The organism is Streptomyces actuosus (assembly GCF_016921115.1).
Lineage (GTDB): Bacteria > Actinomycetota > Actinomycetes > Streptomycetales > Streptomycetaceae > Streptomyces > Streptomyces actuosus_A.
This window is the reverse complement of sequence record NZ_JAFFZS010000059.1, coordinates 1-22,127: the sequence shown is the minus strand read 5'-3', so window position 1 is coordinate 22,127 and position 22,127 is coordinate 1. Positions and strand designations below refer to the sequence as shown.

The following is a 22,127-nucleotide window of genomic DNA, read 5'->3' as shown; positions in this document are numbered from 1 at the left end:
CGGGCCACGTGTCCAGTGACCGGGTGCGTGTGTACGTCGCTGCGGGCGCGTCCCTCACCGGCGCCGGCCTGTGAGGCGGCCGCGGCGGGCCTTCAGCCGGGCGCCCACGCCGCTCGGCGGGTTCAGCGAGCGGTATCCCACCCGCACCCGCTCCCATGTCTCCGCCCGGTTACCGGGGCCCGGAGCCTCCGGCAGCGAGGCCAGCAGCGTGTCCACGGCGTCGGCCGCCCAGGCGGAGTGGCCGGTCGCGACGTTGTCGATCGTGTTGTGGATGTCCACGAAGCGGGTGCTGAAGCCGTACTCCTTCAGAGCCAGCCGCGCCCGGCGGTACGTGCCGCCCACGCCCGACAGCTCCATGGCCAGGTTCAGCCCCAGCACCTCCGGCAGGAAGGTCTGCGGGAAACGCCCCACGCACAGCCAGTACACCGGGAGCTCGAACGACTCGTCACGGAAGCCGGACCACCGCGCGAACTCGACCGAGTCCGTCGGCGGCAGGTCCACGTCCATCTCCTTGAGGACCTCACGGTAGATCAGGGGGTGGTTCAGGCGAGGCTCGCCGTTTCCCAGCTCGTCCCAGTACGTCTCGAACAGGGAATGCCCGACGGCCGACGAGGCCAGCTCGTGGTCCGTGAACCCCTGCAGCCAGCTGCCGTCGATCAGGGTCAGCGGCGCCGTCTGCACGGTGTCGTCGACGACGGCCGCCCTCGGCGGCAGGGGGACCGCCGCGTTCTCCGCGAACTCCGCACCGTGCCGGTCGTGCTGGGCCTGCAGCCAGGGCCGCAGGCCCTCCCTGCCCCAGCACTCCGGAAGCGGCCCTGCCCCCCGGCTCATGCCGTGCCGGGAGCGCGCCAGCCAGCCGGCGACGTACTCCATGGCCCAGGAGCGCAGCGCGGGCGTGTCGGTGCGGCGCATCAGCAGGTGGTAGGCCTCGCGCAGATTCGACGGGGCGCGCCCGGCGGCGGACGGCCCGGCCCGCAACCCGGCGGCGACGGAAGCCAGGACGCGGCCCGTGTCCCTGCTGAGGGAACCGGGGGGAAGGGCGGGTGAACCGCTCGCGACGGCAACGGAGTCGGTGCCCGCTGCTGTGTCGGAGGGGGTGTGGCTGCCGGTCCCGGAGGTGCCGGCGGAGCCCGCACGACCGACTGCCCCGCGGGCGGCGGCGGAGGGCCCACGCCGGCCCCCCTCGGCCGCGGCCTCGTCGGCCGCGGTCCCGGTGGTTTCGGTGCTCTCGGCGTCCTCGGCGCCCTTCACGGCCTTCGGGACCTCCGTGCTCCCTGCCGTCCTGGAGGCCGTAGTGCCGCGGGGCGCATCGGGCCGCTCGGGGAGGGAGTCGATCCACCGCCGGATCACCGTCAGGTCCTCCGGCGAGAAGACCCGGAACATGGGCCCTCGCTCGCCCACCAGCCCGCGTACCAGCGAACTGGCCCCCGAGCGACCGGGCTTGACCAGCCTGCTGCCCGCGAGCGCGTCCAGCAGCGGCGCCGGGTCGGTACGGCACTCCGCCAGCCAGGTGGCCAGCGGCCTGCCCTCCAGCATGAACCCGTGGTGGTACACGGAGCCCTCCCGCGCCCGCAGACGCATCAGCTCCGCCATGTCGAAGGCGGGATCCCCGGCTGCCACCAGCTCCGTGTGAAGGGCGCTCGACCATGCCCGCAGGGTGGCCAGCGTCCAGCCGAACCCCGCGCGCACCGCGAGACCGGCCCGCTCACCCTCCCGGGCCACCAGTTCGTCCACCGTGGCACGGCACCGCTCCACCGGGGGCTCCTCCGCGCCCCGCGGCCGGGACGGATCGACCGCGGTCCAGTCCGCCGCCGTCGGCAGCGCCTCCCGGACCATCGTCAGGGCCGGCAGCAGTCCCACCGCGCGCAGACACAGATCGGCCCCGAGGATCTCGCCCCGGCAGTCGTCCGGCCGCCTGCTCATCGCCAGCAGCAGGGCCGGGAGGTAGAACGCCGCCTCCGCAATACGGCGGTCGGTCGTCAGCCGCGCGGTCGGCACCGCGTTCTCCGCGAGCCGCAACCGGCGCATCAGTTCCAGGTAGGCGCTGCCGCGGGACGCCTCCGGATGACCCACGCCGACGTCGGACGCGTACAGCGCGAGGATCCTCAGCACCACCGGGTCGTCCGCGTTGCCGGGGGCGCTGAGCCACTGGAGCCACGCCCCCGACACCAGCGACAGCGGGGCGCAGCTGAGGACGGCCCTCCGTACGAGCACTTCGCGACGGCCTTCGGGGCTGCCTTCGGAGGCCTCCCCGCCGTCCGCGGGGAGCAGGCGCCGGTACCGCTCGTGTTCGCCGTTCGCCCACGCGGTGGCCGTCCGCACCAGGGCTTCGGGTGAGCCGCCGGCTCCTGCGGGCGCGTGCCGGCGCAGTGCGGCGCGGATCTCGTGGAGGTGTCCGCCGGGGTGGACGGAGGCCTCCGGGTCGGCGGCGTACGCGTAGACCGTGCGGGCGTGGTCCGCGCCCTGCGGGGGCGCGGGCGGGCCGTCCGTCCCGTGTCGTGCGGACGGGGCCGTGGAGGCGGCTGCCTCTTGGGTCTGCATCGTCTCCCTCTCGTGAGCTGCTGGAGCCCCTGATGGAGCCCCCGGACCGGGCGACCGTGTCCGGTCCGGTCAGAACATGGGGTAGATGGATGCGTCGTTCTGGGTCTTCTTCTTGCGCCCGAACAGCTTCGCCAGAATCCTTCGGACGAACGCCATGACTGAGACACCTCTCTGGAGTACGGGGCCGGCCTGCGCGGTACGGCTTCGAACAGCCGGCGCGTCAGGACAGACCGAGGGATTCGGCGAGCAGACCGCAGACGATCTCCGTGCCGTGGTCGGTGAAGTGGGCGCGGTCCACGTACAGCCAGTCGCTCTCCGTCACCGACTCGGCCAGAACCGGGCTGAGGTCGAGGAAGCGCACGTCCTGCGCCTTGCAGGCCTCTTCGAGCGCGGCGGCGTAGCGGCGGCCGGCGTCCATCGTGGCGATGTCGCCGTACAGGTCCCAGAAGTTGGAGATCTCGTCCAGCTCACCGAAGATCGCCTTCTCCTCCGCGGCCGCGGCCTCGCGCACCCAGGTCGCCAGCGGCTGCAGAACGTAGGTGACGCGTGCCCCGGTCGGCGCCGCGAGCAGCCGCAGCGAGGCGAGGTGCTGAGCGGTCAGGTCCACGGCGTAGGCGATCCGATCGGCCAGCGACGGTACGACGTGGGGGTCGCCCTGCGCCCCACCGGGGCGGCGCCCGAAGCCCCGCTTCTGCTTGCGGTGCCTGGCCCGCAGGTCCTCCATCTGCTCGAAGTACTCGCCGCAGTTGAAGAACGCTCCGTGCGTCCCGCGCTGAGCGTCCGGCAGCCGGCTGAGCGCGAGGTCGTTGAGGCCGGAGAAGACGACGATCTCGTCCACCTCCGGCAGCAGGTGCCGGTGCATCAGGAACAGCAGCAGCTCCTGCATCGAGTTGTGGCTGCGCCCGGCGAAGTTCAGCCACGGGACGGACGGTGCGTAGCGGGACCACAGGCGCGACGCCATCGTGGCCGCGTCGCTGGTCGCCCCGATCCCGAACGGGGTCGAACTGCCGGCCAGCAGCCGGACCGGCCCCTTCGGCGGGTTCTCGACGGAGGCCTGTTCCGCGGTACCGTTCGACAGCCGGAATCCCAGACGGTCGGTGTTCACCGTCGTGGAGCGGTAGCCGGCCCGGTGGAAATACATCAGATAGGGCATGTACCGGGTTTCCGCCCGGTCGTCGAAGTCGTCGTAACGCAACATCTGCGGAGTCAGAGTTTCTCGGTGGGTGCTCGACACAGGGCCGCCCTTCGAATCGATGAATTTTCCCGGACTTTCTCTCGACGGCGAACGCATGCACCGCGCCGGCCCCGACGCCGCGCCCCCGGCCCCGACGGACACCGCGACCGCGCGCCACGGGGGTGAGGTCCGCCGCGGGTGCGACGCCCGCGTCGACAGGCGCGCGAGGGTTCCGTCGGGCGTGCGGCGGCTCCGTCGGCAGGAGTGCGGCGGAGGGTGCCGCCGCAAACCGGCACGCCCGCCCGCTGACACAGCAGTGCCGGAGCCCGCCGAGGAGCCGGCGGCGGTGGAGCCGGTGCAGCGCCGCCTAAATGGGCGGGCGGACCGCGAGCCGGTCGAGGTTCACGCGCCGGGCAGTCCGACCGCCCGTGCCACGCGTGCTGCGACGTCGTCCGCGGTGAGTGGTCGGTCCACCCTCTCGTGCACGGCAGCCGCCCCGATTCTGCTGCTCGCCCCGGTCACCACGGCCGTGTCGGCCACGGACACGACACCCCCTCCGTCGCTTGCGTTTCTGCTGCTCCCGCATTTCTCCGGACACGGCCCACGGTTTCCCACGGGTCGTTCTTCACCCTTGGAGTGCGAGGAGAGCATCAATTCCGTCGCCTTGCCGGCCGCATTCCTTCGGGGCATATGAAGCCTCGCAGTGCGACGGCAATGGATCAATCGGGGGAGGGGGACCAGAAGGCGCAGTGCGGCTTCCTGAAGCCAGTACATAGTGGATCAGAAGCGGATGAATGATCACAGTCCGGGTCGGTCGGCACGCGTGAGGACGAGGGGGACCCACAGGCACTGCAGGGCGTACCGGTGTGCCGCGGCACCCGCCGCCCCCGCGGGCACCGGCGTGCACCGGCCGGTCGGCGCGGTCGAGCCCCCGCCTCCCGATCCGCCCCCACGGCGCTCTGCCGGCCACCTCGGAGCCACCTCAGGCCGAAGGCGCGTGGGGGCGCCGGAGAGCGGGGGACACGGCGACGGGCGACACGGCGGTACCGGACGTCCGCAAGGGCGCGGCCGCGGCGGCCGGCTCAGTCGGCCGGCGTGCCGACGCGCGTTCGGCCCCGCACCCCCCAGGCCCGTGCCGTGAGCGCGACGGTGCCGTCCGGCCTTCGGGGAACGGACGCGTCGAGCGCGTCACGGAGCCGCTCGCGGTCGGCCGGGGCGAGGGAGGCCACGTACCCAGGCGCTGGGCCCTGCCCTGTCAGGAAGGGCTCCCACAGGTCGGCGAAGTCGGCGAAGACGGTGGGTACCTCGATCGGTGAGGTGGACACGTCGACCAGCCCCGCGGCGGCCCACACGTCGCGCAATCGGTCCGGACGGCACAACGGGAAGCGGCGGCCCTCGTCCAGCGCGGCTGCGGACGGCTCCACCTCCACGGCCGCGTCCCAGAACCGGCGCAGGAACCCCATACCGTCGGCGTAGTCCCACACGTACGCGGCCACCGGGCCGCCGGGCCGGACCACCCGGGCCATACCGGTCACCGCCACCGTGGGCTCGGCGAGGAAGTTCAGGGCCAGACCGCTGACGGCGACGTCCCAGGTCCGGGGGCGCAGGGGCAGGGACATCGCGTCCGCCACGACGAAGCGTGCCGAGCCGAGAGCCCTTGCCCGGGCCGAGCCCACAAAACCCTCGGAGCGGTCGATCCCCACCACCCGCCGGGGCCGGCACCGGGCGGTCACGGCAGCGGACAGCACCCCGGTACCGCATCCCACGTCCACCCACTCCAGATCGTCGGCGCAGCCGAGCCACGCCACGAACTCCTCCGCGGCGAGCCGGCTCCACCGACCCATGTACCTTTCGTAGGCGGCTCCGGCCGCCCACACGTCGAACCGCTGCTCGTCCATGCCACTACGATCCCCGCATCGGGACCCGCACCGCACGCGGCCGCGCGGTCCGCGGCGGATCCGTGGCGCGATCCTCCGCCCGCCCGGTGTACCGGACGACGGGACGGGGTCCACGGCCCGGATCGGCGTACACCGGCCGGCTGGGGCCGGCCGGTTGCGGCCCGTGTCGCGCGCCGTTGCCGAGCGCCGGATCGGAAACCCTCACCGGCGCCGACGGGCCGCTGTGGGACCGGGCCCTCATGAGGGAGAGTCGGCCCCTGCCGACGTCCCCCAGCGGCGGCGGTCTCCGCTCGCAGCGACGAGGGCGACGTTCGCGAACCGCGCTCAGGCGTGGAACACAGGCGGCGTCAGGCGAGATGCCGGGAGAAGAACCTCAGCGCGCTGCCCCGCTCGAAGGCCGGCATGTCCCCGTGTTTGCCGGGGTTGGCGTGGAGCGTCTTGTCCGCGGAGGCGAAGGCGTCGAACAGCGCCAGGCCCTGCCCGCGCGGCACGCGTTCGTCGTCCCACTGCACCAGGAACAGCACGGGAACCGTGATCAGTGCGGCGTGTGCGCCCGATGCCAAGGCCCCGCCGAGGCCCAACACAGCGGCGCCGATGCGCGGTTCGGCGGCGACGAAGGGAACGCCGAGTCCGCAGCCCAGCGAGACGCCCCAGTAGCCCACCGGGCCGGCGCCGACGTGATCGAGGCGCTGGACCGCGTCCAGGACCGTCCGCCATTCCGGAACGGTCCGGCGGGCGACGAGCGCCTGGAATGCGGCGATGAGCGGTGCCGGATCCGCTCCGGCCTCCACACGTGCCTGGTTCTCGGTGGCGATGCGGTGGTAGTCCTCGTCCACAGGGCGGTCACCATGGCCCGGCACGTCGACCGCCACCACGGCGAAGCCGCACTCGGTCACACAACGGCGTGCGAGGTCCAGGACGTCGGGGGCCTTCTTGTGCTGGCCGCCGCCATGGCCGAGCACGATCAGGGGGCGGGTGCAGGCGGCACCTTCCGGCGTCCACAGTGCGCCGGGGATGTCGTCGAGGAGGAACAACTGTTCACAGACGCCGTCGGAGGACGTCTCGGAGAGGAAGCGCATCGCGTTCCAAGCCTTTCGGGGTGGCTTGCGCGGGCCCTTCCTGGGCCATGCGGGGGGAGGGGGCCCGACCTGTCGCAGTGTTGATCGGTCTCACCTCCTCGGTTCGCAGCGGTGCACGGCGGCAGCGAAGATATCACGGGGCCGCTGCCCTTACCGGTCGGGGACGCCGCCCGACCGTTGCCCTCCTGACAGAGTGTGAGGCGCTGGGTGGGACGCCCTGCCCGTCCGGCATCGCCTCCGGCTCGGGGCGGTCTGTCCGGCCGGAGCCCCCTTGCGCGGGCTGAGTGCGAAGGACACGGTGCCGGTCCCGGCGATGGTGCGTCGAGCGGCTGCCCCGTGCCCCGCGGCGAAGAGGCGTCACTCACCTCCTCCGTCGTTTCGGGCGGAGGGGGCGGATGCCGTCGGCGACCCGCCGGGGACGCCCACCGCCCTCCCCGCCGCCCTCCGTCACCCCGCCCCACGGCACCGGGGAAGCCGTGCCCGCAGCGCGGCGCCCCCGCCGCACGGCCAGCTCGCGGCCCGGCCTTCGAGGGGATCACGTCCCCGACCGGGCCACCCGCGCGGCCGCGTGGTCCAGCAGCATCTCCAGCGCCATCGGATAGGCGCTGTGCGGCATGCGCCGGGCCAGCAGTTCCGCCGTCGCGGCGATGTTCGGATGCGACTCGGCCGGCAGCCGCGCATAGGTGGAACGCCACATCTCCTCGTCGCCCGTGCGCGCCTCCTCGGTCAGTGCCAGGGAACCGGCGTCCAGCGCCGCAAAGGCCAGACTCTGGTCGATGAACGCGTGGTACACACCCACCGCCACCGCGTCGGCCAGCCCGGCACCACGCAGGATCCCGAGGATCGTCTCGTCCACCGCGATCTCACGGGGCCGGCCGGTCACCCGGCTGGCAGTGAGCACGGCGGCCTGCGGATGCGCCAGGTAGGAGGCGTGGATGGCCCGGCCCAGGGCCCTCAGGTCGGCTCTCCAGTCCCCGGTGGCCGTCCAGCCCTCCAGGGCCCGCCCCATCAGCTCGTCGCCGATGGCCCGGGTCAGATCGTCCATCCCGGCGAAATACCGGTAGAGGGTGCTGGGGTCCGCGCCGAGCGCGGCACCCAGGCGGCGCGCGGTCAGGCCCGTGCTGCCGTGCTCGCGCAGCACACGCAGCGCCGTCCCCACGATGATCTCCTCCGACAGCACGGTCCCGGACCGCGTCGGCCGCCGCCGGCGGCGCGCCGCCTCCCGCACCACAGGCTTCGCCATCCCGCCCTCGCCTTCCGCCGGCCCGTCCCGCCGGGCGCCCGCTCTTATGCCAACAGGGTTGACCTTACCTTCTGCCGTGCCGTTGCATCGAGCCTGCCCGGAGGCGCCCGCCTCCCGGAAGAAAGGTGTCTGACATGCGCGTACTCCTCGTGGGAGCCGGCGGTGTGGGTACGGCCGTCACCCGCATCGCAGCGCGCCGCGACTTCCTGACCCACATGGTGGTCGCCGACTACGACCTCGCCCGCGCCGAGGCGGCGGTCGACGCGCTCGGGGAGAGCGGCGCCCGGTTCAGCGCGCGGCAGGTGGACGCGTCCGACCGGGAGGCGGTGCGCCGCCTGCTCGTCGACCAGCGGTGCGACGTCCTCCTCAACGCCACCGACCCCCGGTTCGTGATGCCGCTGTTCCGCGCCGCCCTGGACGCCGGCGCCCACTATCTGGACATGGCGATGTCGCTGTCCGCTCCCCACCCGTCCCGCCCCTACGAGGAATGCGGGGTCAAGCTCGGCGACGAGCAGTTCGCCCTGGCCCGGCGCTGGGAGCAGAGCGGACGGCTGGCCCTGGTCGGCATGGGCGTCGAACCGGGGCTGTCCGACGTGTTCGCCCGCTACGCCGCTGACGAGCTCTTCGACGACATCGAGGAGATCGGCATCCGGGACGGCGCCAACCTGACTGTCGAGGGCTACGACTTCGCCCCCTCGTTCAGCATCTGGACCACCATCGAGGAGTGCCTCAACCCGCCGGTGGTCTACGAGAAGGGCCGCGGCTGGTTCACCACCGCCCCGTTCAGCGAGCCCGAGGTCTTCGACTTCCCCGAGGGCATCGGTCCGGTCGAGTGCGTCAACGTCGAGCACGAAGAGGTGCTGCTCATCCCACGCTGGGTGCAGGCGCGCCGCGTCACCTTCAAGTACGGCCTCGGGGACGACTTCATCGCCAAACTCAAGACCCTCCACGAGCTGGGTCTCGACGCCACCGCCAAGGTGACCGTGCCCGGTGACGGGGGGCCCGTGCGCGTCTCCCCCCGCGACGTCGTCGCCGCCTGTTTGCCGGACCCGGCCGGACTGGGCGACCGGATGACCGGCAAGACGTGCGCCGGCACCTGGGTCAAGGGCACCCGGGACGGAGCGGCGCGGGAGGTGTACCTCTACCACGTGGTCGACAACGAGTGGTCCATGCGCGAATACGGCTCGCAGGCCGTGGTGTGGCAGACGGCGGTCAACCCGGTCGTCGCCCTGGAGCTCCTGGCCACCGGCGCCTGGTCCGGCGCGGGCGTCCTGGGCCCGGAAGCCCTGCCCCCGCGCCCGTTCCTGGACCTGCTCACCGACTACGGCTCCCCGTGGGGCCTGCGCGACGAGGCCTGATCCGCGGCGCCGCCGGGCGACACCCTCCGTCCGGCGGCGTACGCGTTCCCGGCGTGCGGTCGGCCACCCGTGTCCGCACCGCCGCCGACGCACGCGACACCACTTCGGAGGGCATGGCCACCGGCGCCACGAGGACACCCTCGTACCGCCGGGTCGGTCCAAGGCGGTCAGGCCTGCACCCCTCGGGCACGGTCCGTGCCGCCGATGTCCTCGGTTCCGATGACACCCAGCAGTTCGAGCTGGGCGGCGCCTTCGCTGCCGGGCGGGGCGGTGAACCACAGCAGCCGCTGACAGCCGTCCTCGCTGAACATGCTGTGGCAGTCGAGTGCGATGACGCCCAGCGCGGGGTGGACGATGCGCTTGTGGTCGCTGCGGCGCAGGGCGACGTCGTGGGTGTCCCAGAGAGCGGCGAACTCCTCGCTGCGCCGCCTGAGTTCCACAACCATCCGCTGCACCGCGGTGTCGTGTCCGCGGCGGGCCGCGACGGCCTGAAGATCGGCGACGAACACGCGGGAATGATGGGGATGGTCCTCGACCGGGTAGAGGGCACGGGCGTCCGGATCGGTGAACCAGCGGTGCACCAGGCTGGCTGCGGGGCCGTGTGTCGCCGGGGGTCGGCCGACGAGCGCGACCGCCAAGGGGTTCTGGACGAGGGTCTCGTGCAGGTCGGTGATGACCTGGGCGGGAGTGGTGGTCAGGCGGTCCAGCAGGCCCAGCAGCGCCGGCTGGACATGCGCCGCGGGCCCGTGCCCGGCCGGCGGAACGGGCCGGTCCGCAAGGTGGAACAGATGGTCGCGGCTGTCACCGTTCAACCGCAGGGCCCGTGCCAGGGCGGCAAGGACCTGTGTCGAGGGCTGGGCGCCGCGGCCGCGTTCGAGTTCCGTGTAGTAGTCCGCGGAGAGCCCGGCCAGCTGAGCGACTTCCTCGCGGCGCAGGCCGGGAACCCGGCGGCGGGGCCCGGTGGGGAGCCCCACGTCGGCGGGGCGGATCCGGTCGCGCCGGGATCTCAGGAATGCGGCGAGTTCGGCGTGGTTCACGCCCTCCATGGTGGCGTGTACCGATGCGCTGAGCCAGGGGATGGCAACCCCCGGGTGGGCAGAGCCCTGGCTGACCTGCGAGGACCGGCCCAGGCTGGTGCTGCGGGCACGACGCCGCAGCCGGATCCGGCTGCGGCGCGCATGCCGTACGCCACGGCCTGACGGTGGTGGCGCCCTCGAACCCGGCCTTCCAGGAGCACCCATGTCCTCCCACGAAACCTCGCAGCACCCTGTCCCTTCCGGTCCCGTTGCCGAACGGGCCCGTGTCGCCGTCGTCACCGGCGGCTCGCGGGGCATCGGCCGTGCGGCGGTGAGCCGGCTCGCCGCCGACGGATTCGACGTCGTGGTCGGATACGCGGGCAGCCGTGATCTGGCGGAGGCCGCGGTCGACCAGGTCACCGGGGCCGGTGGCCGGGCGGTCGCGGTCCGTGCGGACGTCGCCGACGAGTCGCAGGTCGCCGAACTGTTCACCACGGCCGAGTCCGAGTTCGGCGGCGTCGACGTCGTCGTGCACGCGGCCGGACGCATGCACCTCGCCCCCGTCGCCGACCTGGACCTTGCGGAGCTGGACGCCGTCCACCGCACCAATGTCCGCGGCACCTTCGTGGTCGCCCAGCAGGCCGCCCGCAGGATCCGCGACGGCGGTGCCGTCATCACCTTCTCCACGTCCGTGGTGGGTCTGGCCTTTCCCGGATACGGCGCCTACAGCGCGAGCAAGGGTGCGGTCGAGGCCCTCACGATGATCCTCGCCCGCGAGCTGCGCGGCCGGGACGTCACGGTCAACGCCGTCGCCCCCGGCCCCACCGCCACCGACCTGTTCCTGCGGGGCAAGGACGAGGAGACCATCGCCCGGCTGGCCGCGCAGCCCCCGCTGGAACGCCTGGGCACCGTCACCGACATCGCCGAGGTGGTGGCCTTCCTCGCCTCACCGGCCGGCCACTGGGTCAACGGCCAGGTCCTCCGCGCCAACGGCGGCATCATCTGACAGCCCCTGTCAGCAACCCTCCTCTTTCTCTCCCCCGCTCTCTTCCCTTCTTCGTGCGAGGACCCCATGCCCACCGGCACACCCAGAACCGTTCTGCTGACCGGCGCCTCCAGCGGCTTCGGCGCGCTGACCGTACGCGCCCTCGCCCGAGCCGGGCACACCGTCCACGCGGGGATCCGGCAGACGGCCGGCCGCAACGCACCCGCGGTGGACGACCTCAGGCGCTACGCCGCCCGCCACGACGTCGACCTGCAGGCCGTGGAACTCGACGTCACCTCCCAGGAATCCGCCGACGCCGCGGTCGCCCACGTCCTGGCCGCCCATGGCCGACTGGACGTGGTCGTCCACAACGCCGGCCACCTGGCGACCGGGCCCGCCGAGGCCTTCACCCCCGAGCAGCTGGCGCAGCTGTACGACGTCAACGTGCTGGGCGCCCAGCGCGTCAACCGCGCCGCACTGCCGCACCTGCGGGGGCGGGCGGACGGCCTGCTCGTGTGGATCGGCAGCTCCAGCACCCGCGGCGGATGCCCGCCGTTCGCCGGCCCGTACTTCGCGGCGAAGGCCGCCCTGGACGCCCTGGCCGTCAGCTACGCCGCCGAGGTGCTGCGCTTCGGCGTCGACACCGCCATCGTCGTCCCCGGTGCCTTCACCTCCGGAACCAACCACTTCGCCCACGCGGGCGCACCCGCCGACATCGCCAGAGCCGCCGCCTACGACGACCACTACGGCGCCCTGATGACCGACCTGGAGGCGCGGCTGGCCGCACTCGTTCCGCCGGACGCGGACGCCGCGGACGTCGCCGACGCCGTCGTACGCCTCGTGGCCATGCCCGCCGGCACCCGCCCGCTGCGTACCCACATAGACCCCAGCCGTGACGGCAGCGAAGTCGTCTCCGCGGTCGCCGACCGCATTCGCGCCGACTTCTTCCGCCGCATCGGACTGGACGACCTGCTCACCGCAGGCAGCTCCCGGTAGATCCACCGCACTTCACGCTCCAGAAGGAGAAACCTCCATGCCGTTCGCACACTTCAAGGTCCCCGCCGGCACCCTCGACGAGAAGCAGAAGGAGAAGATCGTCACCCGCACCACCGAGCTGTACGTCGAGATCTACGGCGAACGGGCCCGCGCCAACACCATGGTCCTGGTCGACGAGGTCGCCGACGGAGGCTGGGGGATCGGCGGCAGCGTCCTGACCCTCGCCCTGCTCCAGCAGACACCGGATCCGGAGGCCTGACGCCCGCTGTCCCCGAGCACGGCCCGCTCCACGCCTCGTGCCCGGTCGGCCCCGCGCCGGCTGGGCACGAGGCGTGTCGTCCCGACGAGGACCGGGGTCCGGACGACGGCAGCCGGTCCCGCGCAGGCTGCCGTCCCGGCGCGGCGCCGGCGCCACGAGTCGGGGTGGCCCGCGCCTCAGGGACGGCGGGCAGCCCCGACTCGTGGCCGAGTCGGCCGGTGGGCAGATGGCCGAGCGTGTTCAGGTCGGTTCGGCTGTCGATCGCAGTGCGTCGCAGGCAGCGCAGCAGTGCGAGTCGTGCGCCGAAAGGCCTTCGACGCCCTCCGGGTCGGCCGGGCCCGAAGGATCGGTCACGCCGAGGGTGTCGTTCCGTACACCGCAGCTGCGCGGGTTGTTCGCTCGCCTCAGTGCGCGCCGGTCTCGACCGAGGCCTTGGACGCTGTTGTCGCCGAAGGCGCGGAGGTGTCGCTCTGCTGGAGTTCAGCGAGGAGTTGGTTCCGCCCGGCCATGAGCTCGGTGAGGATGCGGCGCGCTGCGCGAAGGAGTTCGGCCACGTCGCCGCCGGCCAGCGCGTACCTGACGGTCGAGCCTTCGCGCATGGACACCACGATGCCGGCGCGGCGCAGAACGGCCAACTGCTGCGAGAGGCTGGAGGGCTCGATGTCGATGTCGGCCAGCAAGTCACGCACGGGCACCGGGCCGTGCTGCAGCAGTTCCAGGACCCTGATACGCGCGGGATGGCCAAGCATGCGGAAGAACTCTGCCTTTGCTTGATAGAGGGGGACCTGCATAGCGCTCTTCCTGCCTGTCGAGGTGGCCTGTCACGGCGCGGCGGTGCCCGGGGGCGCAGCCGCGCCATGAGTCGTGCCTGTTCATTTTTATCGGTCCGGTCGGCTTTCGGTCATGAATTGTCGTCCTCTCCATGTGATGGCTTGAAGAATTCTTCAATTCATGGGCATAAGTAAGCCCCGGCCGCAGGGTGCCTAGACCTCCAGTTGTCCTTCGATCCGCTTGAGCTGGTGGCGGGCCATCGCCAGGTTCGAGCGGGTCTTGTCGATGACGAGGTAGAGGAACAGGCCGTTTCCGTCCCGGCCGGTCACCAGTCGGACGAGGTGGTACTGCCCTCCCAGGGTGATCAGGATGTCCTCGATCTGGCTCTTGAGGCCGAGCATTTCCATGGTGCGCACCTTGGCGCGGATCACGTCCGTGTTCCCGGCCGCGGCGACCGTCAGGTCCAGGTCCTTGCCCCCGCCCAGGGTGCCCAGGGCCATGCCGCTGGTGTAGTCGACGACAGCCGCCCCCAGCGCTCCCTCGATCGCGGTCATCATTTCCTTCAGTGCCACTTCCACGGTCGCCATCGGCGCCCTCCCCTTGATCATCGGCTGTGGCCGGCTTCGTTTTCCGGGCCTGCCTGTGGACGCACCGTACGTGTGCGGGACCGGCGGGAGAGATGCCTGACCGGGAACGATTCAGGATGATCGGAAAGTGATCCGATGTGTAAATTCCATGATCGGGATTGCAGGATTGATCGAGGTGCGTGGTTCGTCTGCCGACTCCTCGAAAACCAGCTCCGCAACGTCGGCGACCGCACCTCGCGGTCCAGCTGAGAACGCCTCGCGGATCCGCCCCCGGCACCCGCCCCGCTCCCGTCCGGCGCAGGGACGCGGCGACGCTCAGCAGCCGCACCCAACACAGGACACCTGCCCGCCCGCCCGCGCCGCCCCACCCCGGCGGGCGCGTACACCACAGAGGGCTGCACGCCGTCCGTGACATCAGGGCACGGCGTGGGCACCCGCGCGCATGCGGGGCACGGGTGGCGTCCGTAGGCTGGTGTGCGCGGAGGGCAGCCACGCCCCGCATGATCCGGTCCGGCGTGATCCCGTTCGGCCGGCTCAACGCCCGCGGCGGCCGGGGCAGCGGCCAGTGTCGTCGGCTTGACGACCGCCCTCGGTGAGGCCGTGGCCGGGGCGAACAACACCTTCCGTGAACCGGGCCCCGGGTCGTGCGGCCGCACAGCGACCGGGTGAGGCAGGACAGGGACACCATGGACATCGAGCCGACCTGATGGACATCGAGCTGACCTACAGGAGAGGACTGCTGCGCAGCATCGGCGACATGGAGGTCACCTACGGCCGAAGGGAGTGGCTGGACAGCACACCACGGGCCCTGGGTGTATGGCCGCTCGAGTACCAACGGTTCGGCACGACTCTGCGCGCCGTGGGCGGCCTCGAAATCACCTACCGCAGATGGTCCACTCTGCCGCGTACCGTCGGTCGGTGGAACTGCGCGTACAGCAGGTTCGGCACCCGCCTGCTGCGCCTCGGGCTCCATGAACTGAGGTACGACGGGGGTGGCAGCCGAGTCCGCGGCATCGGCCCGCTCGAGATCTTCTACGACCGTCTCGGCACTCGTCCCATTCGCGTGCGGCTGGACGGCGAGAGCCGGTCACTGCCCGACGACCTCGTCCTGGCGCTCTTCCTCGTGCTCTTCTGGCAGCAGCAGGCCTGGGAGGCGTCCCGTCGCGACAGGAGCCGATAGCCGTACCGACCCGCCGGGAGTCGCCCCGCGGGCGACCGTGCACGTTCGACGAACAGTCCCCTGTGATGCCGATTGCCGGGCGAAGGCCGGGGGCCGAGCCCGGGCGGCTCCAGCCGTGCCGGGGTGGAGCCGCCCGGCGGACCGGCCCGGGTCGGGGGAAGGGGCGGCGGGGCCGCCCGGCTTCGAGGCTGCGGTTGCTGCTCGGGCGGTCCGTGGCCGGAGTCAGAATTTGCTGCCGAAGTCCTGGGTCCACCACGGGCCGCCCGAGCCCTGATGGACGCCCACCCCGATGTTCTTGAAGGAGCAGTTCAGGATGTTGGCACGGTGGCCCGGGCTGTTCATCCAGGAGTCCATGACGGATTGGGGTGTCTGCTGCCCCATGGCGATGTTCTCCCCGTAGGTGGACCAGCGGTAGCCGGCGTCCGTGATGCGCTGGCCGGGATCGGCGCCGTCGGGGTTGGTGTGGTCGAAGAAGCGGCGTGCGGCCATGTCGTCGGAGTGGTCCTGGGCCGCCTTGTCCAGCTGGGAGTCCTCCGTGAGCGGCCCGCAGCCTGCCTTGGCCCGCTCTTTGTTGACCAGTGCGACGACCTGGCCCACGGTGCCGGAAGGGGTCGGCCCGGTCGGCGGCGCCGCAGCGAAGGCGGTCTTGGTCGGTCGGGGGGTGGGGGAGGGTGCGGAACTGCTCTTCGTGGGGCGGGCCGAGCTCGGGGTGGGGCTCGGCTTCTTCGTGGCCGAGGGGGTGGGGCTCGGCGACGGCGTCACGGTCGGCGGCGCCGCGTCGAGGGTGCGGGTGGCGGACAGGTCCACCACCGGGTCGCCGGCGGGTCGGGCGGCAGCCGTCTCCTCGTCGCCCGTCCCGGGCTCGGTCCCGAAGTACCACAGGCCGCCGCCCGCGACGCATGCCGCCACGACCGCGCCGCCGATGGCCCGGCGCCGCACGCGTCGGCGCCGACGTGCCGCGCTGCGGGACGTGGCACGGCCGCTGGAGGCGCGGTGGCCGGAGCGCGTACCCCCCGCACCGGCGCCCCCGTCGGCACCCGCGCCGGGAAGGGCGGAGGCGGCTGTCCCCGCCGGGGACGCCGAGCCCGCCAGGCCGATGCTGTCCGCCGTGGCGCCCCACAGGGCTGCCGACACGGGCACCATGGCCAGGCCGGCCAGGAGCCCCTCGGCGGGCATCAGCCCGCTCCACAATCCCGAGCACCGCATGCAGGCGCGGGCGTGCCGGGCTATTCGCTTGCGCCACAGCGCCGACGGCCTGCCGTCCCAGGAAGCCAGCACGACGCCCAGTTCCTGGCACGGCGGCTGTGCCTCCAGCGCCCGGACCACCACACGGCCCGCCTCCAGTTGCGCCTTCATCCGCTGCACCCGGACCGCGGTGTGCTGCGGTGACATCTCCAGAGCCGCCGCGACCTCCGCGCGCGTCAGCTCGCCGGCGCACTCCAACCACCACAGCGACAGCAGCGCCCGGTCGTCGGGCTCCAGCCAGCGTGTGGCCCGCGCGGTCTCCCGGCGCTGGCCGGACAGTTGCAGCCGCACCATGGTCAAGTCCACGAAATCAGCGCCCGGGTCCGCGAGGTCCTGGGCTTCCTCCATGGTGCCGGGCGCGGTCTGCCGGGCCTGCCAATGCGCTCGGACCTGGTTCATCGCGATGGTCACGAGCCAGGAGCGAAAGCTGTCGGGGCTGCGCAGGTCGCCCAGGGAGTTCAGGGCACGGAGCATGGTGTCCTGCACGACGTCGTCGACGTCGACGGAACCGTTCAAGGCACGGCCCACGATGTTGTAGACCAGCGGGAGGTACGCGCCGACCAGAGCGTCCTGGGCCGCTGAGTCGCCTGCTCGGGCAGCGGTGACCAGCGCAGCCGACTCCACCGTGTGCTGTGTACTCATCAGAAGCATCCCTGTCCTCGGTGCCGGACGGTGCTGCCCGACACATGGGAGACCCCCCGGCGAGCTTCCGATAACAACTTTTCGGAGACTCGTTCGACCAGAGACTGGCCGCAGGGGACGGCTCCCGCAATGGAAGAGATCACAGTGGCGGTCACGAACTGCCCCCGTCGTGCATCACCATCGACAGTCAGATGTTGATATGTGCTGACTTCGCTCTGTCGGAGCGTCACCGGCTATCTGTCTGGTATCAGTCGATATGCTCCGCCGAGTCGGAGCGGGAGGCGGACACCGCTGCCCGCGGGCTGCACGCACACGCCGGCTCCTCGTCCGTGCCGTGGCCGAGACTCGACGTCGGAGTCGGACGAGGGCGCCGAGTGCCGTCGGCCGCCGCGCGAAGGATGCCTCTGATGCCGCAAGCCGTGCGACGCAACGCACGGCAGCGCCGACGCCACCCCGTGACGGCCCGACCGATGGCTCGGCCGCCTGGCGGTCGGGCCACGGCGACGACCGCCCGTTGCACCCTGGCGCCGACAGGCGGGACGCCGCTGTATGTTCCACCGATCGGGTCCGCAAGGAGTCCCGCCCGCATCCCGTCGCCACGGCACCGGACCCCGCGCGAGGTCCGAGTTCTTCCCGAACGTCATGTCAGGTCATGGACAAGCGGGTCGTGTCGCCGGGGTGGGCGGAGGGCCGGTTCGCGAAGGATGAGGGGCATGGGGATCGTTCTGCCGACTCTTTTCGCACTGCTGGCCGCACTCAGTAACGCGCTGGCCACCGTGCTGCAGCGCCGGGCCGCGCTCACCGTGCCGCAGTCCAAAGGCTTCCGCCCGGGGCTGATCCTCGATCTGCTGCGTAGGCCGGTCTGGCTGGCGGGGATGACGACGGTGATCGCGGCCGGCGTGTGGCAGGCGGTCGCGCTGGCGACCGGTCCGCTCTCGCTCGTTCAGCCGCTGTTCGTCCTGGAACTGCCGCTGGCCCTGCTGTTCGCGTCCGTGATGCAACGCCGCCGCCCCTCCGGCACGCTGATGCTGCAACTGCTCGTCGTCGTCGCGGGGCTGGGTGTGGCGCTGTGGTCCGCCGCGCCAGCCGGCAACCGCACGCATGTGGCCATCGATCGCTGGCTTCCCGTACTGGTCGCCTGCGCGGGCGCTGTCGTCGTGCTGACCCTCGCCGGGCTGAAGCGCCCCCCGGGCAGGCTCCGTGCCGCGTGCCTCGGTACAGCCACCGCCATCTGCTTCGCCCTCACGGCCGGCTTGATGAAGACCGCGGTGCACATCCTCACCGACGCCGGGATCGGCGCGTTCCTGACCTCGTGGCAGACCTACGGATTCGCAGCGAGCGGGGTGTGCGCCATGCTCCTGCTGGAACACGCGATGCAGGGTGGACCCCTGGTCGCCTCACAGCCCGCACTCACCCTGGGGGACGCCACCGTGAGTCTCCTTCTCGGCGTGCTGGTGTACGAGGAGCGTGTGCGGGGCGGTTGGTGGCTTCTGCCCCTGGCATTCGGGGTCGGGCTGATCGTCGTCGGTGTGCTCGCCCTGGCCAGGAGTGAGGCGGAGACGTTGTAGCGCGTGTCCACCGGGGCGGACCAGCAGGCACCCACAGGATGATCTGCGCCGTCGTCCTGGTGCCGGTGAACACCGGCGAACCCCGCCCCACGACCAGTTCGGCCGGCGCCGCCGGGCCCGCGACGGCGGCAGGCCGTTCCTGTTCCGGCTCCGCCGCCCGTGCCTTCACGCACCACGATGCCGTCGAGCGGTGCATCGCTCCCCCGCAGGCAGTGGCGCGGCCTGGCCGTGGGAGCCGAGGCTCGGCGTGGCCTGCGCATCGGTTGCTCCACCTAGCGGGCAGCCTCTCCCGGACCTGGCGCCGGTCAGGGGAAGGCATCCAGGGGGCTTCGCCGTCGGTGCGGGTGAGTGAGCCTCCGCCAACTTGAAATCGGCGGGCAAGGGCTGGTGTGACCGGCTTTCGGGGTGCGACCTCCTCTCCCTGCCACCTGACGTGCTTGCTGGACCGGTCATGGCCCGCGAGGTCGGCCAAGTGCCGGGGTGGACATCAGCGTGCGGAGCAAGCTGGAGCCGCTGCGGGGGGGGCGGGTCAGGCCGACCGATCGCGGCTGGCCACGACCACATCCGCACTCCGCCTGTGCGCCACCGGTCTCGGGCTGTTGGCGGACTTCGGCTTCTGTGGCCCGGACGACGACATCCTCGACTCCGTGATCGTCAACGGTTGCACCGCCACCCGCACCCACAAGCTCATCCCGGGCCAGAAGACGGGGACCGGTCGTGCGCGCCGCCGTACGACACTCCCTGAGGCGCACCGCACGCGAGAGAAGGTCGACTCGCGATCGACTGAGGGCCGCCTCGGGACATCAGTCCCACCAGGAGACGACAGCGAGGCTCCGCCGTGAGGCTTCCGTGTAGAACTCGCGCAGAGTCTCGAAATGGTCCAGCAGGTAGGTTCTGGGCCCGCCGGCGAGGCTCTCGGCTCCGTGGCCGATCAGAGCGCCCGCCTCACGGATGTCCAGGGGCAGCGCCGTCAGAACGGCCTGGAGATCGATCTCCCCGAGCAGATCGGAGACTCGCCGGACGGCCGGCGGGTCGAGGGCGGCCGGCGCGGGCCCGAAGGGGCCGATGGCATGAGGGTGAGCGTCGAGGAACCCGACGTCCGTCGTCGTCTCGCCGTCGGTGGCCCGACTGAGTGCGGCGAGGTGCAGCTCGTCCACTCCGGCGATCTCGCATGCACGTTCGAGCATGGCTGGGGCCCAGCCCAGGTCCAGGCGGTCGGCAGGCGACGGATCCCACCGGTGATCACCGTCGGAGGACTCATCGGCACGTGCTCGGCAGGCGGTGAGATAGCCCGGGGAAACGCGGGCGAGCTGCTGCGTGACGGCCATGGCAACCAGTATCCCGGCGGTGTCGGCTTCCGTCATACGAGAACTCCTCGCGCCACACGATCTTCCTCGGAGCCGCCGCCTCCAGCCCTCCGGCCGCCCACACGCTCGGGAGCCGCGCGTCGAAGATCCTCTTCCCGGCCGGGCCTGCGCCTGCCGGCCGCGTCCGCCTCGTCGCCGCCAGGCTGCAGGGGGAGTGCGCGGCGACCGGGGGCGTCACACGTTGCGGCTGTTGTTGAGTCGGGCCGCCCGGCGGGTGAGGTGGTCCCGTTCGGCGAGGCTGGTCGCCTTGCGTGCTGCTTCGGCGTACAGACGTGCGGCCGTTGCCGTGTCGCCGGCCCGCTCGTGCAGGTAGGCCGCCGCCGCGGTGTGCCGGGGCAGTGTCTCGTCGAGCCCGCTGAGTTCCGCGAGCCCGGCGCGGGGGCCGTCGGCCTCACCCAGAGCGACGGCCCGGTTGAGCCGGGCGATCGGGCTGCCGGTCAGGCGGACCAGTTCGTCGTACCACTCGACGATCTGCACCCAGTCGGTCTCCTCGGCGGTGGGCGCGTCCGCGTGGAGGGCGGCGATGGCGGCCTGTGCCTGGAACTCACCGAGCCTGTCGCGTGCCAGGGCCGTCTGCAGGATCTCGACGCCCTCGGCGATCGCAGCGGTGTCCCACCGGCCGCGGTCCTGCTCGGCGAGGGGCACCAGGCTGCCGTCGGGCGCGGTCCGGGCGGGGCGCCGGGCGTGGTGGAGCAGCATCAGGGCGAGCAGCCCCGCCACTTCGGGATGATCGATCGCGGCGGCGAGCTGCCGGGTGAGCCGGACGGCCTCCGCGGAGAGGTCGACCTCTCCCAGGTACCCCTCGTTGAAGACGAGGTAGAGGACACGCAGAACGGTGGCGACATCCCCGGGCCGGTCGAACCGCACGCCGGACACGGTGCGCTTGGCTCGGCTGATGCGCTGCGCCATGGTCGCCTCGGGCACCAGGTAGGCCTGGGCGATCTGTCGGGTGGTGAGTCCGCCGACGGCGCGGAGGGTGAGGGCGACCGCGGAGGCCGGGGTCAGCGCCGGGTGGGCGCACAGGAAGTACAGCTGCAGGGTGTCGTCCACGGCGGGGGCGTGGCCTGGGGCCGGCTCGGCATCGACCCGGTCCTCGCGGCGGCGCCGGGCGGTGTCGGCCCGGGTGGCGTCCAGGAACCGGCGCCAGGCCACGGTGAGCAGCCATCCCCTGGGATCCCGCGGGGGTGCGGTGGGCCAGACGCGGACTGCTTCGACCAGGGCGTCCTGCACGGCGTCCTCGGCCGCCGCGAAGTCGGCTCCGCGGCGGACGAGGGCGCCGAGGACGCTCGGCGTGAGGCTGCGCAGGAATGCCGCGTCCATGGGATGGTTCAGTCCGTGACGGTGGGCGGCGCGGTCAGGAACGGGCGCAGCTCCAACCACTCGTGGATCGGCTTGCCGCCCGCCCCGGGGGCGGCCGACAGCTCCCCGGCCAGTTCGACGGCCCGCTCGTAGGTGTCGACGTCGATGACCATCCATCCGGCGATGAGATCCTTGGTCTCGGCGAACGGTCCGTCGGTGACCGGCGGGCGCCCCTCGCCGTCGTAGCGGACGAACGTGCCCTCGGGGGCGAGCGCCTGGCCGTCGACGAACTCGCCCGTCTCCTCCAGCCGGGCCGCGAAGTCGTGCATGTACTGCATGTGCGCCGAGATCTCCTCGGGCGTCCACTGGTCCATCGGCACGTCGTTGACCGCGGCCGGACCGCCTCGGTAGTGCTTGAGCAGCAGGTACTTCGCCATGGTGCCTCTCCTTGGTGCCGTTGCGGCCCATTGTGGCCGCATCCACGAGGGAGACGGAGCCGGCGCCGGGTTCTCGACATCCGTACCGGAGTTTTTTCGGCGTGTGCGCAAGAGCCGTCCACCGGCGGGCGCGCCAGGCACAGGTGGAGGTGCGGCCCCCGGGTACGGGCGGTCGATCGGGGCCCACCTCCTTGCGGGTGCCAGGGCGACCGTGCACGTGCCGGCACCGGTGCGGACGGGACTCCGTGCCGCACCGTGGACCCCGCACTGTGGGACCTCCGCTCTCACCGGTCACGGACACCACTCGTGGCGGTGGCCGGGGTCCTCGGCGTACGACTGCGCGAGCGCTTCGCGTGCCTAGTAGTGCTTGGTCAGGTTGGTGTGTGGGTGGGTATGTCGCGGTGGCAGGTGGGGCAGGCGCCGGTCCAGGTCGCGAGGAGTGTCTGCAGCTCGCGGACGACGTGGTAGAGGCTCAGGCCGGC

At 72.3% G+C, this 22,127-nt stretch carries 18 protein-coding genes; 6 read left to right on the top strand and 12 right to left on the bottom strand.

Annotated features, from left to right (window positions below; genetic code table 11):
* Positions 1–54 precede the first annotated feature (54 nt).
* From JS756_RS34530 to JS756_RS34510, 5 genes are all read right to left on the bottom strand, one after another.
* The gene (locus JS756_RS34530; RefSeq protein ID WP_205387233.1) at positions 55–2,541 is read right to left on the bottom strand and encodes an iron-containing redox enzyme family protein; all 2,487 of its coding nucleotides are present in this window, start codon (positions 2,539–2,541) and stop codon (positions 55–57) included.
* A gap of 220 nt (positions 2,542–2,761) precedes the next feature.
* On the bottom strand, positions 2,762–3,739 hold the full coding sequence (locus tag JS756_RS34525; protein WP_205387232.1) for an SGNH/GDSL hydrolase family protein: 978 nt from the start codon (positions 3,737–3,739) through the stop codon (positions 2,762–2,764).
* 1,058 nt (positions 3,740–4,797) lie between these two features.
* On the bottom strand, positions 4,798–5,613 hold the full coding sequence (locus JS756_RS34520; protein WP_205387231.1) for a class I SAM-dependent methyltransferase: 816 nt from the start codon (positions 5,611–5,613) through the stop codon (positions 4,798–4,800).
* A 347-nt stretch (positions 5,614–5,960) separates the two neighbouring features.
* Positions 5,961–6,692 (bottom strand): dienelactone hydrolase family protein, encoded by a 732-nt coding sequence (locus JS756_RS34515; RefSeq protein ID WP_205387230.1) that lies wholly within the window; start codon positions 6,690–6,692, stop codon positions 5,961–5,963.
* 535 nt (positions 6,693–7,227) lie between these two features.
* Positions 7,228–7,935, bottom strand: a complete 708-nt coding sequence (locus JS756_RS34510; protein ID WP_205387229.1) for a TetR/AcrR family transcriptional regulator — start codon at positions 7,933–7,935, stop codon at positions 7,228–7,230.
* A 134-nt stretch (positions 7,936–8,069) separates the two neighbouring features.
* Between JS756_RS34510 and JS756_RS34505 the strand changes: the two genes are divergently transcribed.
* Positions 8,070–9,293 carry a saccharopine dehydrogenase family protein gene (locus tag JS756_RS34505; protein ID WP_205387228.1) on the top strand — a complete coding sequence of 408 codons (1,224 nt, stop codon included), beginning with the start codon at positions 8,070–8,072 and terminating at the stop codon, positions 9,291–9,293.
* 167 nt (positions 9,294–9,460) lie between these two features.
* On the opposite strand, the gene JS756_RS34500 is transcribed toward JS756_RS34505, so the two are convergent.
* Complete coding sequence (locus JS756_RS34500) at positions 9,461–10,330, bottom strand: helix-turn-helix domain-containing protein (RefSeq protein ID WP_205387227.1); 870 nt, start codon at positions 10,328–10,330, stop codon at positions 9,461–9,463.
* Between the two features lie 202 nt (positions 10,331–10,532).
* Here JS756_RS34500 and JS756_RS34495 point away from each other — a divergent pair, with 202 nt between their 5' ends.
* From JS756_RS34495 to JS756_RS34485, 3 genes are all read left to right on the top strand, one after another.
* Complete coding sequence (locus tag JS756_RS34495; RefSeq protein WP_205387226.1) at positions 10,533–11,315, top strand: SDR family oxidoreductase; 783 nt, start codon at positions 10,533–10,535, stop codon at positions 11,313–11,315.
* 66 nt (positions 11,316–11,381) lie between these two features.
* On the top strand, positions 11,382–12,290 hold the full coding sequence (locus JS756_RS34490; RefSeq protein ID WP_205387225.1) for an SDR family NAD(P)-dependent oxidoreductase: 909 nt from the start codon (positions 11,382–11,384) through the stop codon (positions 12,288–12,290).
* Between the two features lie 37 nt (positions 12,291–12,327).
* Positions 12,328–12,549, top strand: a complete 222-nt coding sequence (locus JS756_RS34485; protein ID WP_205387224.1) for a tautomerase family protein — start codon at positions 12,328–12,330, stop codon at positions 12,547–12,549.
* Between the two features lie 404 nt (positions 12,550–12,953).
* Here the strand turns inward: JS756_RS34485 and JS756_RS34480 are convergent, their stop codons facing one another.
* Positions 12,954–13,340, bottom strand: coding sequence for an ArsR/SmtB family transcription factor (locus tag JS756_RS34480; RefSeq protein ID WP_205387223.1), 387 nt, complete (start codon positions 13,338–13,340; stop codon positions 12,954–12,956).
* Between the two features lie 192 nt (positions 13,341–13,532).
* A complete protein-coding gene (locus JS756_RS34475; protein WP_205387222.1) occupies positions 13,533–13,907 on the bottom strand; it encodes a hypothetical protein in 375 nt (124 codons plus the stop codon).
* A gap of 706 nt (positions 13,908–14,613) precedes the next feature.
* Between JS756_RS34475 and JS756_RS34470 the strand changes: the two genes are divergently transcribed.
* Positions 14,614–15,087, top strand: coding sequence for a hypothetical protein (locus tag JS756_RS34470; protein WP_205387221.1), 474 nt, complete (start codon positions 14,614–14,616; stop codon positions 15,085–15,087).
* 222 nt (positions 15,088–15,309) lie between these two features.
* On the opposite strand, the gene JS756_RS34465 is transcribed toward JS756_RS34470, so the two are convergent.
* Positions 15,310–16,974: a sigma-70 family RNA polymerase sigma factor gene (locus tag JS756_RS34465; RefSeq protein ID WP_205387220.1), complete on the bottom strand. Its 1,665-nt coding sequence runs from the start codon at positions 16,972–16,974 to the stop codon at positions 15,310–15,312.
* 713 nt (positions 16,975–17,687) lie between these two features.
* Here JS756_RS34465 and JS756_RS34460 point away from each other — a divergent pair.
* A complete protein-coding gene (locus JS756_RS34460; protein WP_205387219.1) occupies positions 17,688–18,542 on the top strand; it encodes a DMT family transporter in 855 nt (284 codons plus the stop codon).
* An 803-nt stretch (positions 18,543–19,345) separates the two neighbouring features.
* Here the strand turns inward: JS756_RS34460 and JS756_RS34455 are convergent.
* From JS756_RS34455 to JS756_RS34445, 3 genes are all read right to left on the bottom strand, one after another.
* Complete coding sequence (locus JS756_RS34455; protein ID WP_240204814.1) at positions 19,346–19,906, bottom strand: YfbM family protein; 561 nt, start codon at positions 19,904–19,906, stop codon at positions 19,346–19,348.
* Between the two features lie 177 nt (positions 19,907–20,083).
* A complete protein-coding gene (locus JS756_RS34450) occupies positions 20,084–21,229 on the bottom strand; it encodes an RNA polymerase sigma factor (RefSeq protein ID WP_205387218.1) in 1,146 nt (381 codons plus the stop codon).
* Positions 21,230–21,237: 8 nt separating this feature from the next.
* Positions 21,238–21,645: a YciI family protein gene (locus JS756_RS34445; RefSeq protein WP_205387217.1), complete on the bottom strand. Its 408-nt coding sequence runs from the start codon at positions 21,643–21,645 to the stop codon at positions 21,238–21,240.
* Positions 21,646–22,127: the final 482 nt, after the last annotated feature.

Coding starts and splice junctions, on each gene's coding strand:
- JS756_RS34470 (WP_205387221.1), top strand. CDS start 14,614: ATGGACATCGAGCTGACCTACAGGAGAGGACTGCTGCGCAGCATCGGC.
- JS756_RS34465 (WP_205387220.1), bottom strand. CDS start 16,974: ATGAGTACACAGCACACGGTGGAGTCGGCTGCGCTGGTCACCGCTGCC.
- JS756_RS34490 (WP_205387225.1), top strand. CDS start 11,382: ATGCCCACCGGCACACCCAGAACCGTTCTGCTGACCGGCGCCTCCAGC.
- JS756_RS34460 (WP_205387219.1), top strand. CDS start 17,688: ATGGGGATCGTTCTGCCGACTCTTTTCGCACTGCTGGCCGCACTCAGT.
- JS756_RS34485 (WP_205387224.1), top strand. CDS start 12,328: ATGCCGTTCGCACACTTCAAGGTCCCCGCCGGCACCCTCGACGAGAAG.
- JS756_RS34515 (WP_205387230.1), bottom strand. CDS start 6,692: ATGCGCTTCCTCTCCGAGACGTCCTCCGACGGCGTCTGTGAACAGTTG.
- JS756_RS34455 (WP_240204814.1), bottom strand. CDS start 19,906: ATGACGGAAGCCGACACCGCCGGGATACTGGTTGCCATGGCCGTCACG.
- JS756_RS34495 (WP_205387226.1), top strand. CDS start 10,533: ATGTCCTCCCACGAAACCTCGCAGCACCCTGTCCCTTCCGGTCCCGTT.
- JS756_RS34520 (WP_205387231.1), bottom strand. CDS start 5,613: ATGGACGAGCAGCGGTTCGACGTGTGGGCGGCCGGAGCCGCCTACGAA.
- JS756_RS34480 (WP_205387223.1), bottom strand. CDS start 13,340: ATGCAGGTCCCCCTCTATCAAGCAAAGGCAGAGTTCTTCCGCATGCTT.
- JS756_RS34475 (WP_205387222.1), bottom strand. CDS start 13,907: ATGGCGACCGTGGAAGTGGCACTGAAGGAAATGATGACCGCGATCGAG.
- JS756_RS34505 (WP_205387228.1), top strand. CDS start 8,070: ATGCGCGTACTCCTCGTGGGAGCCGGCGGTGTGGGTACGGCCGTCACC.
- JS756_RS34445 (WP_205387217.1), bottom strand. CDS start 21,645: ATGGCGAAGTACCTGCTGCTCAAGCACTACCGAGGCGGTCCGGCCGCG.
- JS756_RS34530 (WP_205387233.1), bottom strand. CDS start 2,541: ATGCAGACCCAAGAGGCAGCCGCCTCCACGGCCCCGTCCGCACGACAC.
- JS756_RS34525 (WP_205387232.1), bottom strand. CDS start 3,739: ATGTTGCGTTACGACGACTTCGACGACCGGGCGGAAACCCGGTACATG.
- JS756_RS34510 (WP_205387229.1), bottom strand. CDS start 7,935: ATGGCGAAGCCTGTGGTGCGGGAGGCGGCGCGCCGCCGGCGGCGGCCG.
- JS756_RS34450 (WP_205387218.1), bottom strand. CDS start 21,229: ATGGACGCGGCATTCCTGCGCAGCCTCACGCCGAGCGTCCTCGGCGCC.